Below are 17,666 nucleotides of genomic sequence, written 5' to 3' on the forward strand. Positions count from 1 at the left end.
CCTAGTCCCCCCGACCTATGAACGTTGTGTCTTTGTATGCACGTTCGCCGCTTTCAAGATCTTCAACCCAAATACGTACCGAGGTTGTATCAGCTCCCGCAGGGTCGGTGTCTTTGGACGCAGCAATGTAGACCCGCGTTAACTGCGCGGTGTCCGCTGCGACGATCACGGTGTCACCTTCAACACCTTCGACTTCGATCTGCATTGCCGGATCGCCGACCAGCGACAACCTGAAAGAACGCTCTTCGCCATGTTTGTTGCGCAAACGGACATCGTAGGTATTTCGGATTGTGCCATCAGACAATGTAACGAAAGTGGGATTGCGCACGGGCGCGACCGTCAAATCGATATCCGACCGGATGAATAGAGCAAACAATAGAGCGAACCCAACGAGCGACCAAAGTGCTGTGTACATGATAGTTCTTGGTCGAAAGATATGCTTCCAGACATTCTTTGGCTTTTCGCCTGCACGTTCGCGCGTTTCGTCGCTCAGTGCCATGTAGTCTATCAGTCCGCGCGGCTTCCCGATCTTGGCCATCATGTCATCGCAGGCATCGATACAGAGTGCGCAGGTGATACACTCCAACTGTTGTCCATCTCTGATATCAATCCCGACCGGACACACGTTCACGCAGGCCATGCAGTCAATGCAGTCGCCCAATTCAGAATCAGCAGTTCTCTTACCCTTGCCGCGAGGTTCGCCCCGCCATTCACGATATCCGACCACAAGCGTGTCTTCGTCCATCATCGCAGCCTGAATCCTGGGCCATGGACACGCATAGATACAAATCTGTTCTCGGGCGAACCCCCCGAACAAAAAGGTGGTGCCAGTTAGGATGAGTACGGTCGTATATGCGATCGGGTGCGCGTTTCCGGTGATCAGATCGCGCGCCAAGGTAGGCGCGTCAGCGAAATAGAAAACCCAGGCTCCGCCTGTCGCCAGACCGATCAGCAACCAGACTACCCATTTCGTCAATCGCAATCGTGCTTTTCTAAGATCCAGTTTCTTTTGCCGATGCAATCGCAATCGCGCGTTCCGATCGCCTTCGATCCAGCGCTCAACCAGAATATACAGATCCGTCCAAACAGTTTGAGGGCAAGCATATCCGCACCACACCCGGCCCAGTGCCGAAGTGAACAGAAACAGCCCCAACCCCGCCATGATTAAAAGCCCTGCAACGAAGTAGAATTCATGCGGCCAAATCTCGATCCAGAAGAAATAAAAGCGACGGTTCGCCAAATCCAGCAACACTGCTTGATCTGGCAGGCTTGGCCCACGATCCCACCTGATCCACGGCGTCAGATAGTAAATCCCCAAAGTGACCGCCATGATGATCCATTTCAGGTTGCGAAATGGCCCGGATACGCGCCGGGGGAAGATCGGCTCCCTGGCCGCGTAAAGGCTCGGGGCTGGGTTGGAATCGCTCACAAGGTGGCTCCGGTTCTGGCTTTTTCAGGCGACTTCTTCCAGATCATACAACCAAGAACTTTGATTTGGGTCAAAAGCACATCACAAAGACACCTTTTGTCACACCTGCCGAGCTTGCCGTTTTAGCCAGCCTACGAATGTTTTGACCTCTGCCCGCATCGGAGATCGGGCCGTAACAATATGGTATCCGGCTGCGTCTGGCTCTGAGTATAGCTCAACAATTCGACCATTCAGAATGTCCTGTTCGACAAAGTGTCGCACAGTGATAGTGACGCCCTGCCCTGCCCTTAGGCCGTCTAACACCAAATTTCCGGGAACTTCGATACGGCCTGCACCCGGCCCAATTTCCGCACCGCGGCCAGCAAGCCACATCGACGCTTCGGTTGTACCAACCTCTTGCAGCCAGGGCAGCTCGGCCAAATCGGCAGGGGTCCAGTCGGACTTGTCTTCCAAAAGCTCCGGCGCAGCCACTATCACCATCGGAGACCTGAGCAGCATTTGCGAGTCGACACCTGACCAACCGCCTTCACCGTAACGGATCGCAATATCAACTCCGCCCGGGCGCAGTTCAACCAGCTCTGGGGAAGGATCCAGAATTAGGCCAATTTCGGGATGGACTGCGCGAAACGCAGGAAGCCGAGGCATTAGCCAAGATGCGGCGAATGAAGATGTCAGGGAAACATGCACCGGTCGGTCTGAACCTGATCGGACGAGCTCTTCGACCGCTGCCCCTATCGCCCCAAACCCCAGATGCAAAGCGCGGGCGAGGTGTTCGCCTTCAGCGGTCAACGACATGGTCTTACCGCTTCGATCCAACAGCGCGACTCCCATGTGCTCTTCCAGAACTCGCAATTGCTGGCTTATTGCAGCGTGACTAACATTTAGCGCGGCTCCGGCCTGAACAACATTTTTCTTTTCTGCGAATGCAGAGAATGCTCTCAACGATGTCAAAGGCGGAAGTGATTTCCAATTCATATGTAACCCAGACTTACATATCGAAATAGTAATTGAGTCGCATTTCTACCGTCAAAGGTCAATCTTGAAAGCAGTTGTCAAACACATGCAGGAGAGTTTCTATGCTATCGATCTACGCAAAATCGTTCATGACCGCCACGCGCATTAACGCACCGACCATCGTGGATGCGCCGCGACGCAAGAGTGCGAAACGACATTGGCTACCCAATGGCCACTGGTGGCTGCAAAGAAAACGCGATATCGACTTGCGCCACCTGTGATTGCCGAACCAAACCAGTTTCTGGACCCAATCGGTTCTAGGTTATATTCTTGAAAAATCGGCACCGGCTGTTCAGGAAACGCGCGAACAGATGATACAACCGGTGCCGAGACCTTCGGGCGAAAAGCCGTCCGAAGGTATCCCCATATCGTTACTGGCCGCCGCCCAGCTGATGCACATAGGCGGTAACTGCTCGGATTTGTGCTTCGGTCAGGCGGTTTTCCCATGCGGGCATCACACCGTAGCGACTGTAAGTAACCGTTTCAGTCAGTTCCTGCTCACTTCCGCCGAACAACCAGATCGCGTCTGTCAGGTTCGGCGCGCCTTGAGTAACATCGCCTTTACCGTCTTCACCGTGACAAACCGCGCAATTGTCCGCATAGACGACTTCGCCGGCTTGCGCTGCACCGTCATCTGTCTGCGCATTTGTCAAAGACATTACGTATTGAACAACTTGTGTTATCTCATCTTGCTCAAGGATTTCGCCAAATGCAGGCATTTCAGAGTACCGCGCATCGTCGCTTTCTTCGTTGCGGATGCCGTAGGCTACCGAGTATTCGATGTCTTCCATCGTACCACCCCACAGCCAGGCATCATCCAACAAGTTGGGGAAACCCGAAGCACCCTCCGCGCCTGACCCGTGGCATTGCGCGCACCACGTACGGAAAACCGCGCCGCCCGCATTTACGGCGTATTGCTGAAGCTCTGCATCGCTTGCGATACTATCCAACGGGGTTTCTACAAGCTTCGCGTTCAAGGGCGCGTTCGCCTCTTGGAAAGCGATCATCTCCTCTTGTACCAAAGCACGTGAAGACCACCCCAGGACACCAGCTGTAGCCGACTGAACCAAAGGCCACGCGGGATACATGATCGTGTAAATCACGCCCCAAAAAATAGTCGCGTAGAACGTCCAAAGCCACCAACGCGGCATCGGGTTGTCAAACTCTTCCAGACCGTCCCAGCTGTGACCGGTTGTCTGCGGATCACCCGGTTGTTTTTCAGGTGTCTTGCTCATTTCCGCGCCTCCTTGGATGTGGCGGGTTTGTCTTCATGGCGGAATGGAATGTTCGCCGTGTCTTTGTACTCTTTGCTGGCACCTGGGCGAAAAACCCAGATGACGATGCCTATGAAAAAGGCAAAGAGCAGCAGCAACATCCAACTATCCGCAAACTGCCTTAGGATTGTGTATTCTTCCATTGCACCCTCCCTAGCGGCTCGGGTCCGGGGTGAAAGTCGAGAAATCGACCAAAGTACCCAGCATCTGCAAATACGCGATCAGCGCGTCCGCTTCGGTCAACTCGGGTTGGCCATCAAAGTTTCGCACGTTCACCTTATCGCCGTATCTTTCAAGCAGACCGTCGTAATCGCTGTCCGGGTCAGCCTGGGCGCGGAAGTCGGCCTGAGCATTCGCGATCATTTCTTCTGTATAAGGCGTTCCAACAACCGCATTTGCAGCCATAATGTCGCCGATATACTCACCGTCCAGCTTTCGGTTTTCGAGGAAGCCGTATTTTGGCATCACCGACTCCGGCACCACAGATTGGGCATCTCGCAGGTGCCGAACGTGCCAATCGTCCGAATATCTGCCGCCAACGCGGGCCAGATCTGGCCCCGTCCGTTTTGACCCCCATTGAAATGGATGGTCATACATCGATTCAGCGGCCAGCGAATAATGTCCGTAACGTTCGACCTCATCCCGCATCGGACGGATCATCTGACTGTGACAGACGTAGCAGCCCTCGCGCAGATAAATTTCCCGGCCAGCCATCTCTAACGGGGTGTAAGGACGCATGCCCTCAACCTTTTCGATGGTGTTTTCAAGATAGAAAAGCGGGGTAATTTGAACGATGCCACCAATGGTAACGACCAAAAAGCTGAAGATCAGCAGGAGGGTCGCATTGGTCTCGAGGATTTTATGTTTGTCGAGAATTGCCATTGCTCCGGCCCTCCTTATTCAGCCGGGACCGCGACGGTCAGGCTGGCCTCTTTGGCCGGTGCCTTTCGGACGGTCATCCACAGGTTGTAGCACATGATTACCGAGCCAGCGAGGAACAGTACTCCTCCCAAACCGCGCACCACGTACATTGGGAACTTGGCTGCAACTGTGTCAGCAAATGAATTCACCAAGAAACCATTGGCGTCCACTTCGCGCCACATCAGGCCTTCCATGATGCCGGTAACCCACATCGACGCGGCGTAGAGCACAATGCCGATGGTGGCGAGCCAGAAGTGCCAGCTGACCATTTGCAGCGAATAAAGGCGCTCGCGCTTCCACAGGACAGGCACCAGGAAGTACAGCGCACCAAAGGTTATCATACCATTCCAACCCAGCGCGCCCGAATGCACGTGGCCAATGGTCCAGTCGGTGTAGTGGCTGAGGCTGTTCACCGCACGGATCGACATCATCGGACCTTCGAAGGTGGACATGCCATAAAAGCCCACGGAAATAACCATCATTCGGATGATCGGATCGGTACGTAGCTTATCCCAAGCACCTGACAACGTCATCAGTCCGTTGATCATACCGCCCCAAGACGGCATCCAAAGCACGACTGAGAACACCATACCAAGCGTCGAGGCCCAGTCCGGCAACGCAGTGTAATGCAGATGGTGTGGACCTGCCCAGATATACAGGAAGATCAACGCCCAGAAGTGGATGATGGACAATTTATATGAAAACACCGGACGTTCGGCTTGTTTCGGAATGAAGTAGTACATCATCCCCAGGAAACCGGCGGTCAGGAAAAAGCCGACAGCATTGTGACCATACCACCACTGGATCATAGCATCCTGCACACCGGACCAAACGATGACCGATTTCGATCCCCAGATGCTGACCGGAATTGTCATGTTGTTCACCAGATGCAACATTGCAACCGTAACGATGAAGGCCAGGTAAAACCAGTTGGCCACATAGATATGAGGCTCTTTCCGTTTTACGATCGTGCCAAGATATACGGCCAGATATGCGACCCAGACGACTGTCAGCCACAAATCAATATACCATTCAGGCTCTGCGTATTCCTTGGACTGTGTGCCGCCAAGCACATAGCCTGTCGCGGCCAGAACAATGAATAACTGGTAACCCCAAAACACAAACCATGCCAGGTTACCGCCCCACAACCTGGCGGCACTGGTACGTTGCACCACATAGAAAGATGTCGCAATCAGTGCATTTCCGCCGAATGCGAAAATTACCGCCGACGTGTGCAGCGGGCGCAGACGGCCAAAATTCAGATAGCCCTGAGCCCATTCAAAGTTTAGCCCGGGAAAAGCCAACTGGAACGCAATGAACGTACCCGCCAAAAAACCAACGACGCCCCAAAACGCCGTCGCGATCACGCCATACCGGATGACGTCATCCATGTATTCCGCCGAGCGATCTACAATAATATCTGGTTCATCGGTGTTGCGAAGCGTCCAGATGAACAATCCTGCGGCGATTAGCATCACCAGAATCGCATGCACCTGATACGCCAAATCCCGTGCATAATTGGATCCTATGGCTGCAAATAGCACCACAAGACCAAGCACGATCAGCTTGATGTAATTCGACATGTTGCGTCCCTTTGCCGTGCCTCGCCCGGTTCTCGTGCCGTGCGAAACTTATTTGACTGGCTGCAGTTCTGTCGGACGGCAGCCAATACTGCTTTGATCTGTATCAAGACAATAACCTGAATTCTGTGACACGCATAAATAATTGAATGGGTTAACTGGTCTCGCGATCCAAGTTACCCAATTGAATGAGGTCAAGATGGCGTACAAATCTCTTCTCACGGTTATGACCGAAACGGAAAAAGCACGAGCGGCACTAGCCCAGATCGCCGTTTTGGCGGACGCGCAAGATGCACATGCCGAAGCTCTCTGTCTGGGCGTCGACCGAACGCAGACCGGATATTACTACGCAGGAGCAAACGCTCTGATTCTTCAGGAATCACTGACCCGGGCAAATGCCGAGGCAGACAGCTTGCTGGCTTTTGCAAAGGACTATCTTGGCAAAACCGGAGTTAGATGGTCGGCCGAAAATGGCGTTGCGCAGATCGCAGATATTGGCCGCCACGTCGCCCACCGCTCCCGGTTTTCTGATCTTGTCGTACTGCCGAAACCGTATGGACAGGATTGTGGGACCGAAGCAGAACCTATTGTCGAATCCGCCTTGTTCGAAGGACATGCACCGGTACTGATCGTACCGGAAGACATTGAGCCTGTTGTAACGCCCAGCACGGTTCTTGTCGGTTGGAACGAAAGCGTCGAAGCCATGCGAGCCATTCGCCGCGCGTTGCCCTTTCTGCAACAGGCGGAACTAACGCGGATTGTCGTGATCGACCCACCACGTCACGGACCAGATCGGTCTGATCCTGGTGGGATGCTGTCACAGATGCTTTCGCGGCACGGTGTTAAATGCGAGATTGACGTGCTCAGCAAGACGATGACCCGGGTTTCGGACATTCTTAACCGACATGCCGCCGATACAGAAGCCGACATGATCGTAATGGGAGCTTATGGTCATTCTCGGTTTCGCGAAGCCATTCTGGGTGGTGCAACCCGCAACATGTTAGAACAATCGGCTGTCCCGATCTTTATGGCTCACTGATGCAGGTGCCGATCTCGTTCGATGGCCGCCAGATTGAGCGGCCATTTCGCGTTTAAACCTTTCGGACCAACCCGATTAGGAACAGTAAAATCACGGCTCCTATCGTTGCAAAAAAGATCGATGAAAATAGTCCGCCACCAACAGAAAATCCAAGCGCAGGAAAGACGGTGCCGGCAAGAAACGCGCCAACGATACCAACAATAATATTACCTATAAGGCCGAAACCGCGTCCTTCCATAATCTTTCCGGATAGCCAACCAGCAATAGCGCCGATGAAAAGCATCGCCAAAACGCTAGAAAATTCCATGAAACTCTCCTGAAGCAATTGAACTCTGCAGCGCCCATCTGCGCCCTTAGACTAGAAAACCTCCGTCGGCATCGTCGCCCGCTTCCTCCATCAAGCGGCCCATATCGGGTATGGTGACGTGGCGCTTACCTTCAAGGGTGATAACCGTATCTTTCTTCAGGGCCGATATCTGGCGACTTACGGTTTCAAGCGTCAAGCCCAGGTAATCGGCCATCGCCTCGCGCGTTAGCGGAAGGTCAAAGACGATTGGTCCAGTAATGCCGGTCTTGTTAACCGATGCATCCCTGCGCGCAATGATCGACAAAAGGCTGGCGATTTTTTCACGCGCGGTCTTGCGTCCCAATACCAGCATCCATTCTCGCGCTGCATCCAACTCATCCAATGTCATCTGCAACAGGCGATGGGCAATATGGGGAGTGCTGGCCATCATCTCCTCGAACGGCTTTTTTCTGAAACAACACATCACAACATCAGTAGTTGCCTGTACATCGTACGGGGCTGTTTCGCGGCCCGGACGACCTACAAAATCGCTTGGCAGCAACAGGCCGACCATCTGCGTGCGTCCGTCTTCCATGGTTTGTGTCAGAGAGGCGATCCCAGATACGACCGAACCAACAAAGTTCATTGGATCACCTGACCAAATAATCGTCTGACCGGCTTCAAAACTGCGATAGTATTTGATCTTTTCCAGAGCTTCGAGTTCGTCTTTTTCGCAATGCGCGCATACGGCCCGATGCCTTATGGGGCACTCTTCGCAATTTGTATGCTCATACAGGGCCTTGAGTGTCATTCACATTCCCAATTGATCTCGGTCAAAGTACCAGAGCGACTTCCGGTATACCGGGATTGCCATGATAGTAAAACCGCAATTGGCAAAGCTTGGACTTTTTGACGCTAAAGTACCGCGTTATACAAGTTACCCGACAGCCCCACATTTCAGCAATGACGTGGATTCCGACAAATTTGGCGCGTGGATATCGGGCATAAGACCGAACAGCGCCATATCACTTTATATTCACGTGCCTTTTTGCCGCAGGCTTTGCTGGTTTTGCGCCTGCCGAACGCAGGGAACCCAAACGGACAATCCAGTAATTGCCTATGTGGATGTTCTGAAAGCCGAGCTGGATTTGCTCGCTGCACGGCTGCCAAAGGGTGTGACACTGTCGCGGCTGCACTGGGGTGGCGGAACGCCAACCTTGTTGAAGCCTGAGCTAATGCGAGATCTGGCGGCGCGCATTCAAGAAACGGTTCCTTTGGGACGCGGCGCTGAGTTCTCAGTTGAGATCGACCCAAACGAGATTGATGAGGCCCGCTTGGATACACTGGCCGAAGCGGGCATGAACCGCGCTTCGATAGGAATTCAGGACTTTGATGAAGAGATTCAGAAGACAATCGGTCGTATTCAGGGTTATGACACCACTCGCCGTGCAGTAGACATGATCCGAGCGAGGGGGATTTCGAGCCTGAACGCCGACATTCTCTTTGGTTTACCGAACCAATCCAAGTCACGGATGACCGAAAGCGTCCAAAAACTTCTGTCACTGTCACCAGACCGGGTAGCCTTGTATGGATATGCTCACGTTCCTTGGATGGCAAAACGCCAACAGATGATACCTTCGGACGCATTACCGACGCCCGAGCAAAGGCTGGATTTATTCGAAACCGCGCGGCGCCTGTTTTTATGGGATGGCTATGCTGAAATTGGGATAGATCACTTCGCGACAAAAGACGACGGCCTGACCCGTGCGCAACGCGCCGGGCGCCTGAAACGGAATTTTCAGGGTTATACGGACGACGATGCCCCGGTTCTAATCGGGTTGGGTGCCAGCTCGATTTCACGCTTTCCACAAGGATACGCACAGAATGCCGCTGCCACGTCAGCCTATATCAAAGCCATCCGTGCTGAACGCTTTTCGACAGCGCGTGGGCATGTATTCAAGGGTCGTGACATTCTTCGGGCCCGCATGATCGAAGCATTAATGTGCGATTTCCAAATCGATTCAACCGAGATTTTGCGGGATCATGATGTTACCAGCTCTGAATTGATCCAGATGTACGATGCGGTGAACGCTGAATTTGATGGGTTGCTAAATGTTAGTGACGCAGGACTTGTCATTCCGCCCGAAGCTCGCGCACTGACCCGCATGATCGCCCGTAAATTTGACGCATATGACCTAAGCAAAGCTGGCCATAGTTCTGCAATTTAAAGCTGTTTTACCGCCTAATCTGCAGGGGCTTGACGTGTACCTCTGATTTTCTCCACACTCAGAACGTGGGAAATCCAACATTCCACGGCCTGAGGCAGGCAAATCTGCAGACAGTTCCGCCCGACGCACAGTGTCGGACCGCCTTTTTCGTGCAGCTATGATGCAACTTGAAAGAGGGACAGCACTCATGCGCGTTTTCACCGTCCTCGGCCCCAGCCAATCGGGCAAATCCACTCTGGTCGAGGCTATCAGCCGCCTCGACGGGCGGCCCACCACATTCGATGTTTCCGGAACCGTGCACTTGCACGGTTTTTCTTACTTGAACGAGCCCTGGTGCGCGATTGATGTGGACGGTGGCGGCGACGCGCTGGCCTACGTTGGTCCTGCAATGGCCATTTCAGACGCCGCTGTAGTGGTCGTTCCACCTGACCCGGATGCCGCAGTTCTATGCGCTCCTTACCTACGGTTGGTGGAAGAGGCAGGTATACCGTGCTTCCTCTTTATTAACCGGATGGACAATCCGAACGGCCGCATTCGTGACATTATCGCGGCGCTCCAAACATACTGCACGCACCATATCGCCTTGCGGCAAGTTCCAATCCGCGAAGGCGACACGATCGTTGGCGCTGTTGACCTGATCTCGGAACGCGCTTGGAAGTATCAAGAGGGCCAGCCTTCGGCTTTGATCGAGCTGCCCAAATCAGTCGAGGATCGCGAGCAGGAAGCCCGCACAGAATTACTAGAGACTTTGTCCGATTTCGACGATCATTTACTGGAACAGCTGATCGAGGACAAACAACCGCCCAGCGCCGAAGTCTACGATTTGGCTGCGCAGGTATTGCAAAGGCACCAGCTGATCCCAGCGTGCCTTGGTGCCGCAAGCCATGGCAATGGTCTGACGCGACTGATGAAAGCATTGCGTCACGAGGCGCCTGAGTTCGACATCGCCGCAGGGCGCGACGAAGCGGAAGAAAACGCACGCGCTATCGCTGGTTTTGCCGACGTGAAGAAACATATCGGAAAAATCATCGTTCTTCGGGCATTGGGTGATGGTGTCAAGGCACACGAGTCTTTGGGCGGTGAAACAGTCGGTAACCTGACGACACTTGATGCCAAAACTCAAATCGGCTCGCTTGAGGCAGGTCAGATCGGGTTGGCCGTAAAGTCGGACCACCTGAACCCTGGCAATCTTTATGACAGTAAATCGGCGACACCGTTGCCGGAATGGGCGTCGTCGCATCCGGTTGCGCACCGTCAGGTCGTTTCGCCCGCGCACGAGCGTGACGACGTTCGCCTTTCAAACGCGCTCAGCCGTATGGCAGAAATCGATCCTGGGCTGTATCTTGAGCAAGACGAGTTAAGCGGTCACGCGGTTCTAGGTTCTCAGGGACCTCAGCATATGCGCCGGGTTACCGCAAAACTGTCAGAGGATTTCGGTATAGAAATTGCCGCAGATCCAGTCGAAACCGCCTACCGCGAAACGATCCGCGCGCCGATTGAACATCGCCATCGCCACCGCAAGCAGTCAGGAGGTGCGGGTCAATTTGCCGATGTCGTGATCTCAATTGCTCCACTACCCCGCGGATCTGGCTTTCAGTTCGAAGAAATAGTCAAAGGCGGCGCGGTGCCGAAAAACTACATTCCATCAGTCGAACATGGCGCCAAGGACGCTCTGGTACAAGGTCCCGAAGGCTTCCCAGTGGTGGATGTAAAAGTAACGTTGAGTGACGGTAAACACCACAATGTCGACAGCTCTGACTATGCGTTTCGGACTGCTGGTAAAAACGCAGTACGCGAGGCTTTGCCGCAGGCCAAGCCTGTTGTGTTGCAACCAATTCTGAATGCAGAAATCCATTTGCCGTCCGATTTTGTTGGCGATCTCGTGCCCACCATCAGTTCGTTGCAAGGGCAGGTATTGGGATTCGAAGGAAATCCGAACGCTTCCGGTTGGGAGATCTTCAACGCGCAACTTCCTGCTGTCGCCGAAGATGAATTGCATCGAACTCTAGCCAGCGCAACCCGCGGAACCGGTTGGGTTAAATTGCAATTCGATCATTACGAAGAATTGCGCGGCCCTGTTCCCAAATCGGCGGAAAAGGAAAAGATGGCCAGCGCTTGATCCCAGTTTGGCGGGCCGTGTTCAGCCCGCCGCTGAAATCAATTCGCGAGTATATTCAGTCTGAGCATTCTCGAACAATGCGTCGGCAGTGCCCATTTCAATTACGTCGCCATTCCGCATTACAATGACATTGTGTGACATCGCCCGGACAACCTTAAGGTCATGGCTGATAAACAAATAAGCCAGACCATATTTGCGTTGCAGATCACGCAGCAGATCAACAATCTGCACCTGAACGGTCATGTCCAACGCGCTTGTTGGCTCATCAAGAACCAACAATTTCGGGCGTAGCACCATCGCGCGGGCTATTGCAATGCGCTGACGCTGCCCACCGGAAAACTCATGTGGATAACGATCCATTGTTGCTGGATCCAAACCAACCTCGGTCATCACGTCCGCAACCAACTCACGGGGTTGGCGGCCCGGATCTACCTTATGGATTGCCAAACCTTCCGCAATGATCTGCATACATGTCATGCGCGGGCTCAAGCTCCCAAAAGGGTCTTGGAACACTATCTGCATATCCTTGCGTAGGCGGCGCAACTCACGCGTGGACCAGCTACGAACATCCTGATCGCGAAAGGTAATTCCGCCCTCAGAGGCGATTAAACGCATGATTGCCAATGCCAAAGTTGTCTTGCCAGACCCGCTTTCCCCAACTATGCCCAGCGTTTCACCGGCGCGCACGCTCAGCGTCGCGTCGTTGACCGCTTTCACATATCCAACGGTCCGTTTCAGGAATCCGCGCTGAATTGGGAACCAAACCTTAAGGTGATCTGTCCGGGTCACCTCCTCTGCGTCTGCGTTTACTGGTTCGGGGCTGCCCGAAGGCTCCGCTGCCAGTAACTTACGCGTGTACGGATGCTGCGGATTATCAAATATGTCGGTGGTTTGGCCAGTTTCGACAATTTCACCATCCTTCATTACGCACACCCGATCCGCAATCCGACGCACAATGCCTAGGTCGTGGGTAATGAACAGCATCCCCATACTCTCGGATTTCTGTAATTCGGCTAACAGGTCGAGAATTTGCGCTTGAATTGTCACGTCCAATGCAGTCGTTGGTTCATCTGCAATCAGAATGTCCGGCTTGTTGGCCAAGGCCATTGCAATCATGACACGCTGCCGTTGCCCACCTGACAACTGATGTGGATAGCTGTCCAGCCGTTCTTCGGGATCGCGGATACCGACCTTGGTCAAGAGCTCGACAATCCGTTCACGCGCGGTATCTCCCGAAACGCCCTGATGCAAGGCCAGAGACTCGGCCATCTGCTTTTGGATTGTGTGCAATGGGTTCAACGACGTCATCGGTTCCTGAAAAATGAAACTGATGTCGTTGCCTCGTACCTGCATGAGGCGGTCTTCAGATGCACCTATCATCTCTTGGCCATCGTACTTGACCGAACCTTCGACAACCGCGCTATCGCCTAGAAGCGAGACGGTGCTCAGAGCGGTCACAGATTTCCCCGAGCCTGATTCCCCAACCAGCGCAACGGTTTCGCCACGATCCACAGTGAACGAGACACCTTTGACCGCGGCCGAGATCTGTCCGTCCTGCCGAAACGAGACGTTGAGATTATTCACTTCCAGCAAGCTCATGAAAAAGTCTTTCTGGGATCAAACGCATCGCGGACGCCCTCAAATATGAAGACCAGTAAGGACAGCATAATGGCAAAGGTGAAAAAGGCGGTGAAAGCCAGCCATGGGGCCTGAAGGTTTTGTTTAGCCTGCAAGGTCAATTCACCCAACGAAGGGGCCGATGACGGCAGGCCAAAACCAAGAAAGTCCAGCGAGGCAAGCCCGCCGATGGTCCCTGTCACGATAAAAGGCATGAAGGTCAAAGTCGCAACCATCGCGTTGGGCAACATGTGCCGGAACATGATTGTCATGTTCCCCACGCCCAGCGCCCGTGCGGCCCGCACGTATTCAAGGTTTCTTGCTCGTAGGAATTCCGCTCGGACCACGCCGACCAACCCAGTCCACGAGAACAGGATCATTAGGATCACCAGTAGCCAGAAACTTCGCCCAAGAACCGCGAACATAATGATGATTACATAAAGAGACGGTGTCGCCGACCATATCTCGATAATCCGTTGAAAAATCAGATCCAGCCAACCACCAAAAAATCCTTGGATTGCGCCTGCGAAAACTCCTATCAGGCTGGCTGCGCCCGTGACTATCAATGTGAATAAGATCGACAGGCGAAAACCATAGATAACACGCGCCAGGACATCCCTTTTAGTGTCATCGGTCCCTAGCAGGTTTTGTCCGTTGGGCGGCAAAGGAGCGGCCCCAGGGCGGTCCACACTGGTGTTGAAGGAATAAGGAATAGGCGGCCAAATGGCCCAGCCTCGCTCAAATCCTTCGGCCTGGAACGTGCCTTGCTGGATTTCTTCAATGATCCCCTCCGGGTCATCGAAACATTGGTCCAACCCACCGCTGTCAATAAGGCACTGAACCTCGGGGTCTCTGTAAATCGCTTCGGTCTGGAAATCGCCGCCGAATTCTGTTTCCGCATAAAAATTGAAAACCGGCGTGTAGAACTCACCCCTGTACTTCACCAAAATTGGCTTATCGTTAGCGATGAATTCCGCGAAGAGTGACACGCCAAACAAAACTGAGAAAATGATCAACGACCAGAAAGCCCGTCCATTGCGGCGAAAGTTGCGCCAACGGCGTTGATTGAGAGGGGAAAGAGCCATCTACCCCTCCCGCTTTTCGAAATCGATACGCGGATCAACCAGCACATACATCAGATCGCTGATAATCCCCACAACCAGCCCCATAAGACCGAATATGAAAAGCGTACCAAAGATCACCGGGTAGTCACGCGCAACCGCGGCTTCGAACCCAAGCCGCCCCAAGCCATCAAGCGAGAAGATGGTTTCGATTATGATCGAACCGCCAAAGAAAACACCGATAAATACCGCTGGGAAACCGGCGATTACGATCAGCATAGCGTTGCGAAAAACATGGCCATACAAAACTCTGCCCTCTGACAAACCTTTCGCACGCGCGGTCATAACGTACTGTTTCTTAATCTCATCAAGAAACGAGTTCTTGGTCAGCAAGGTCAGTGTAGCAAAGGCAGAGATTGTCAGAGCGAAAATAGGCAGCGCAATGTGCCAGAAGTAATCCGCTATTTTGCCCAAAAGGCTAAGGCTGTCCCAATTGTCGGATGTCAGCCCACGCAGCGGGAAAATCTGCCAATAAGATCCGCCTGCAAACAACACCAGCAGCAAAATGGCGAACAGGAAGCCGGGAATTGCATAAGCAACGATGATCGTGCCACTGGTCCAGGTGTCAAACCGCGATCCATCCCTAACGGCTTTGCGGATACCCAGAGGAATCGAAACCAGATACGCAATTAAGGTTGACCAAAGACCCAGCGAGATCGAAACCGGCATCTTCTCCAAAACCAAGTCGATCACGCTGATCGACCTGAAATAACTCTCACCAAAATCGAGCGTTAGATAATTGCCCATCATGCTTAGAAACCGCGCAAGGGGCGGTTTGTCGAAACCAAACTCCTTTTCAAGCTCCGCTATGAACTCGGGCGGCAGCCCCCTTGCCCCGACATATTTGTCGTCAAAGACGCCACCTCCGGGTTCGGCGCTTGCACCGGCATCGCCACCGCCGGCAAACCCGGCGAACACATCCCCCTGACCCTCAATCTGCGCAATAATCTGTTCGATTGGCCCACCGGGAACGAACTGCACCAACGTGAAGTTCACGACCATAATGCCCAGCAGTGTCGGAATGACCAGCAGCAGACGTCTTAGGATATAGGCGCCCATGTTATCGAAGCGCGCCTTTGGCTTTCAGAGCGGCTTCTTTTTCTGGGTTGATCCACCACAGATCCAGATACCCAAGGCTGAAAGGGGGCAAGTTTTCCGGATACTCGTACATGTCGTAATAAGACGTCCAATAGTCAGCGATGTACCCCACTGGGATTACGAAGAATTCGTATCGCAATGCTCGGTCCAATGCCATCAGGGCCGCATCTTGATCAGCTTGATTGTCGGTTTCGAAGGATGCTTCGATAATTGCATCGACCAATGGGCTTGCCAGACCAGCCGGATTGAAAAGGCTGAATGCCGCCTCCTCTGATCCATACATTTGGCTCAGGCCTCCACCCGTGGACAAAAACGATCCATAGCGGGTTGAGTAAACCATGTCGTAGTCCCGCTCACGGCTACGCAAGGTGTATTGGGCCGGGTCGACTTTTTCTGCCGAGGCATCCACGCCCAGAGCTTGAAGGTTCTGAACATAGGTCTCGATCATCGTCGCGGTCGAGGTCGGGAGGTTGGACGGGTATGGTATGTTGACTTTTAGTGTCTGCCCCTCGGCATTGCGACGCAGATTACCTTCGCCAACAGGCCAACCTGCCTCGTCCAATGCTTTAGACGCCTTGCGCAGGTTCCGGCGATCGTTCAAGCGCGCCGGGTTCGATTCATGAACGACTACTGCTTCTTCTGCTAGGAAATCCGCCGGAACAACATCACCCAGACCTTCCAGGAAAGCCAATTCGGCCCCTTGCGGAATACCTGTGGCCTCAAGCGGAGTACCTTGGATAAAGGAGTTCCGAGGAGAATTCAGCCCAAACAAAAGAGACTCGTTTGTCCACTCAAAATTAAATGCCAAAGCCAAAGCCTCGCGGACGTTCTTGTCGGTAAATTGAGGTTTACCAAGATTGAACACAAACCCAGAAGGCGTCGGTGGGCTGCCGTCAGGAATTTCGTCTCGAACCACTGATCCTTCGTTCAGCTTCGGGAAATTATATCCGGTGGCCCAAAGTTTTGGGTCACTCTCGATGCGCATAGTGTATTCTCCGGCCTTGAAACCTTCGAAGGCAGCCGTTTGATCCGCGAAGTATTCTACCCGGATAATGTCAAAATTGTTTCGCCCGCGATTGAAAGGAACATCATTGCCCCAATAGTCGTCCCGTCGCTTGTAAACGATGCGTCGGTTAATGTCGTAACTATCCAGCTGGTAAGGCCCGGAGCCAACGGCAACCTCGAGCCGAGGTTCGTCCAACCTGCGAGATTCGTCAGCTTCGAACCAAGCTTTCGAGAAAACAGGAGTAGCACCCACCGTTTCGATCAGGCTTCGTCGTGTAACTTCTGGGTTAAATGTGAACTTGACGGTGTGATCGTCCAAAGCTTCGGCACCGGTGACCATCCGACCAACAGCCTGCGCGTAAGAAGGGAGGCCCTGTTCAATAAACAGTTTATGACTGTAAACAACATCTTCGGCGGTGACCGGTGTTCCGTCCCAGAATTTTGCCTCCGGGCGCATGTGAAAGATGACGTAGTTGCGCCCCTCATCATATTCCAGGCTTTCTGCAAGAACCCCATAGTACTGCCCTACGCTGTCGTCAGAACTTTCGATCAGACGATCGTATTGCAATGTCGTCAACGCACCAGAGCGGCCCTTGCGGGAATAGGGGTTGAGCGAATCGAACGTGCCCGAAGCCGCCAAAGACAACTCCCCGCCTTTGGGCGCATCTGGGTTAACATAGTTCAGATGAGTGTAATCCGCCGGGTAGTCCAGATTCCCGAAATAGGAATATCCGTGACTGCTTGTAACCTTGTCTTCTGACGCCAGCGCTGGGTCACCTGACAGAACGGTTGCAGACAAACCCAAAACCGCCACCCATGGCCGGAATTTTGAAACGCGCGTTGATGGCGAAAGGGAGATCATAGTGCTCATCCTCTGGTGTCTATCACGGTTTTTATGTCGTTCATGTTAGGTAAAAGTCCAACACTGCCTGTTG

Annotated in this window: 16 protein-coding genes; 4 read left to right on the plus strand and 12 right to left on the minus strand. The window is 53.3% G+C overall.

Features of this window, described 5'->3' with window-relative positions; translation table 11 throughout:
- Position 1: 1 nt before the first annotated feature.
- Positions 2 to 1,429, minus strand: coding sequence for a cytochrome c oxidase accessory protein CcoG (gene ccoG, locus GOV45_RS14550; protein WP_170479083.1), 1,428 nt, complete (start codon positions 1,427 to 1,429; stop codon positions 2 to 4).
- Positions 1,430 to 1,528: 99 nt separating this feature from the next.
- On the minus strand, positions 1,529 to 2,404 hold the full coding sequence (locus GOV45_RS14555) for a LysR family transcriptional regulator (protein ID WP_170479085.1): 876 nt from the start codon (positions 2,402 to 2,404) through the stop codon (positions 1,529 to 1,531).
- 101 nt (positions 2,405 to 2,505) lie between these two features.
- Between GOV45_RS14555 and GOV45_RS14560 the strand changes: the two genes are divergently transcribed.
- Positions 2,506 to 2,664, plus strand: a complete 159-nt coding sequence (locus GOV45_RS14560) for a hypothetical protein (RefSeq protein WP_170479087.1) — start codon at positions 2,506 to 2,508, stop codon at positions 2,662 to 2,664.
- A gap of 150 nt (positions 2,665 to 2,814) precedes the next feature.
- On the opposite strand, the gene ccoP is transcribed toward GOV45_RS14560, so the two are convergent.
- The 4 genes from ccoP to ccoN are packed head-to-tail and all read right to left on the minus strand — an operon-like array spanning position 2,815 to position 6,221.
- Entirely contained in the window at positions 2,815 to 3,678 is an 864-nt protein-coding gene (gene ccoP / locus GOV45_RS14565; RefSeq protein ID WP_170479089.1) for a cytochrome-c oxidase, cbb3-type subunit III, read from the minus strand.
- Positions 3,675 to 3,860, minus strand: a complete 186-nt coding sequence (locus GOV45_RS14570; protein WP_170479091.1) for a cbb3-type cytochrome oxidase subunit 3 — start codon at positions 3,858 to 3,860, stop codon at positions 3,675 to 3,677. Before GOV45_RS14570 ends, ccoP begins: the two co-directional genes overlap by 4 nt.
- Positions 3,861 to 3,870: 10 nt before the next feature.
- Positions 3,871 to 4,599, minus strand: a complete 729-nt coding sequence (ccoO, locus tag GOV45_RS14575; RefSeq protein ID WP_170479092.1) for a cytochrome-c oxidase, cbb3-type subunit II — start codon at positions 4,597 to 4,599, stop codon at positions 3,871 to 3,873.
- Between the two features lie 14 nt (positions 4,600 to 4,613).
- Positions 4,614 to 6,221 carry a cytochrome-c oxidase, cbb3-type subunit I gene (ccoN, locus tag GOV45_RS14580; RefSeq protein ID WP_170479094.1) on the minus strand — a complete coding sequence of 536 codons (1,608 nt, stop codon included), beginning with the start codon at positions 6,219 to 6,221 and terminating at the stop codon, positions 4,614 to 4,616.
- Positions 6,222 to 6,417: 196 nt separating this feature from the next.
- Here ccoN and GOV45_RS14585 point away from each other — a divergent pair, with 196 nt between their 5' ends.
- A complete protein-coding gene (locus tag GOV45_RS14585; protein WP_170479096.1) occupies positions 6,418 to 7,257 on the plus strand; it encodes a universal stress protein in 840 nt (279 codons plus the stop codon).
- A gap of 52 nt (positions 7,258 to 7,309) precedes the next feature.
- On the opposite strand, the gene GOV45_RS14590 is transcribed toward GOV45_RS14585, so the two are convergent.
- Both GOV45_RS14590 and fnrL read right to left on the minus strand, forming a co-directional pair.
- Entirely contained in the window at positions 7,310 to 7,564 is a 255-nt protein-coding gene (locus GOV45_RS14590; protein ID WP_170479098.1) for a GlsB/YeaQ/YmgE family stress response membrane protein, read from the minus strand.
- 46 nt (positions 7,565 to 7,610) lie between these two features.
- Entirely contained in the window at positions 7,611 to 8,354 is a 744-nt protein-coding gene (gene fnrL / locus GOV45_RS14595) for a transcriptional regulator FnrL (RefSeq protein WP_170479100.1), read from the minus strand.
- 61 nt (positions 8,355 to 8,415) lie between these two features.
- On the opposite strand from fnrL, the gene hemN reads away from it, so the two are divergent.
- Together hemN and GOV45_RS14605 are read left to right on the plus strand one after the other, a co-directional pair.
- Positions 8,416 to 9,771 carry an oxygen-independent coproporphyrinogen III oxidase gene (hemN, locus tag GOV45_RS14600; protein WP_170479102.1) on the plus strand — a complete coding sequence of 452 codons (1,356 nt, stop codon included), beginning with the start codon at positions 8,416 to 8,418 and terminating at the stop codon, positions 9,769 to 9,771.
- Positions 9,772 to 9,958: 187 nt separating this feature from the next.
- The gene (locus tag GOV45_RS14605) at positions 9,959 to 11,890 is read left to right on the plus strand and encodes an elongation factor G (RefSeq protein WP_170479104.1); all 1,932 of its coding nucleotides are present in this window, start codon (positions 9,959 to 9,961) and stop codon (positions 11,888 to 11,890) included.
- A 21-nt stretch (positions 11,891 to 11,911) separates the two neighbouring features.
- On the opposite strand, the gene GOV45_RS14610 is transcribed toward GOV45_RS14605, so the two are convergent.
- From GOV45_RS14610 to GOV45_RS14625, 4 genes are read right to left on the minus strand one after another with little or no spacing between them, the layout of a single operon-like run.
- Positions 11,912 to 13,489: an ABC transporter ATP-binding protein gene (locus tag GOV45_RS14610; protein WP_170479106.1), complete on the minus strand. Its 1,578-nt coding sequence runs from the start codon at positions 13,487 to 13,489 to the stop codon at positions 11,912 to 11,914.
- Positions 13,486 to 14,592, minus strand: coding sequence for an ABC transporter permease (locus tag GOV45_RS14615; protein WP_170479108.1), 1,107 nt, complete (start codon positions 14,590 to 14,592; stop codon positions 13,486 to 13,488). The genes GOV45_RS14610 and GOV45_RS14615 overlap by 4 nt, the downstream gene beginning before the upstream one ends.
- On the minus strand, positions 14,593 to 15,687 hold the full coding sequence (locus tag GOV45_RS14620) for a microcin C ABC transporter permease YejB (RefSeq protein WP_170479109.1): 1,095 nt from the start codon (positions 15,685 to 15,687) through the stop codon (positions 14,593 to 14,595).
- Between the two features lies 1 nt (position 15,688).
- The gene (locus GOV45_RS14625) at positions 15,689 to 17,593 is read right to left on the minus strand and encodes an extracellular solute-binding protein (protein ID WP_170479111.1); all 1,905 of its coding nucleotides are present in this window, start codon (positions 17,591 to 17,593) and stop codon (positions 15,689 to 15,691) included.
- Positions 17,594 to 17,666: the final 73 nt, after the last annotated feature.

It is taken from the genome of Ruegeria arenilitoris, from assembly GCF_013035425.1.
Lineage (GTDB): Bacteria > Pseudomonadota > Alphaproteobacteria > Rhodobacterales > Rhodobacteraceae > Ruegeria > Ruegeria arenilitoris_A.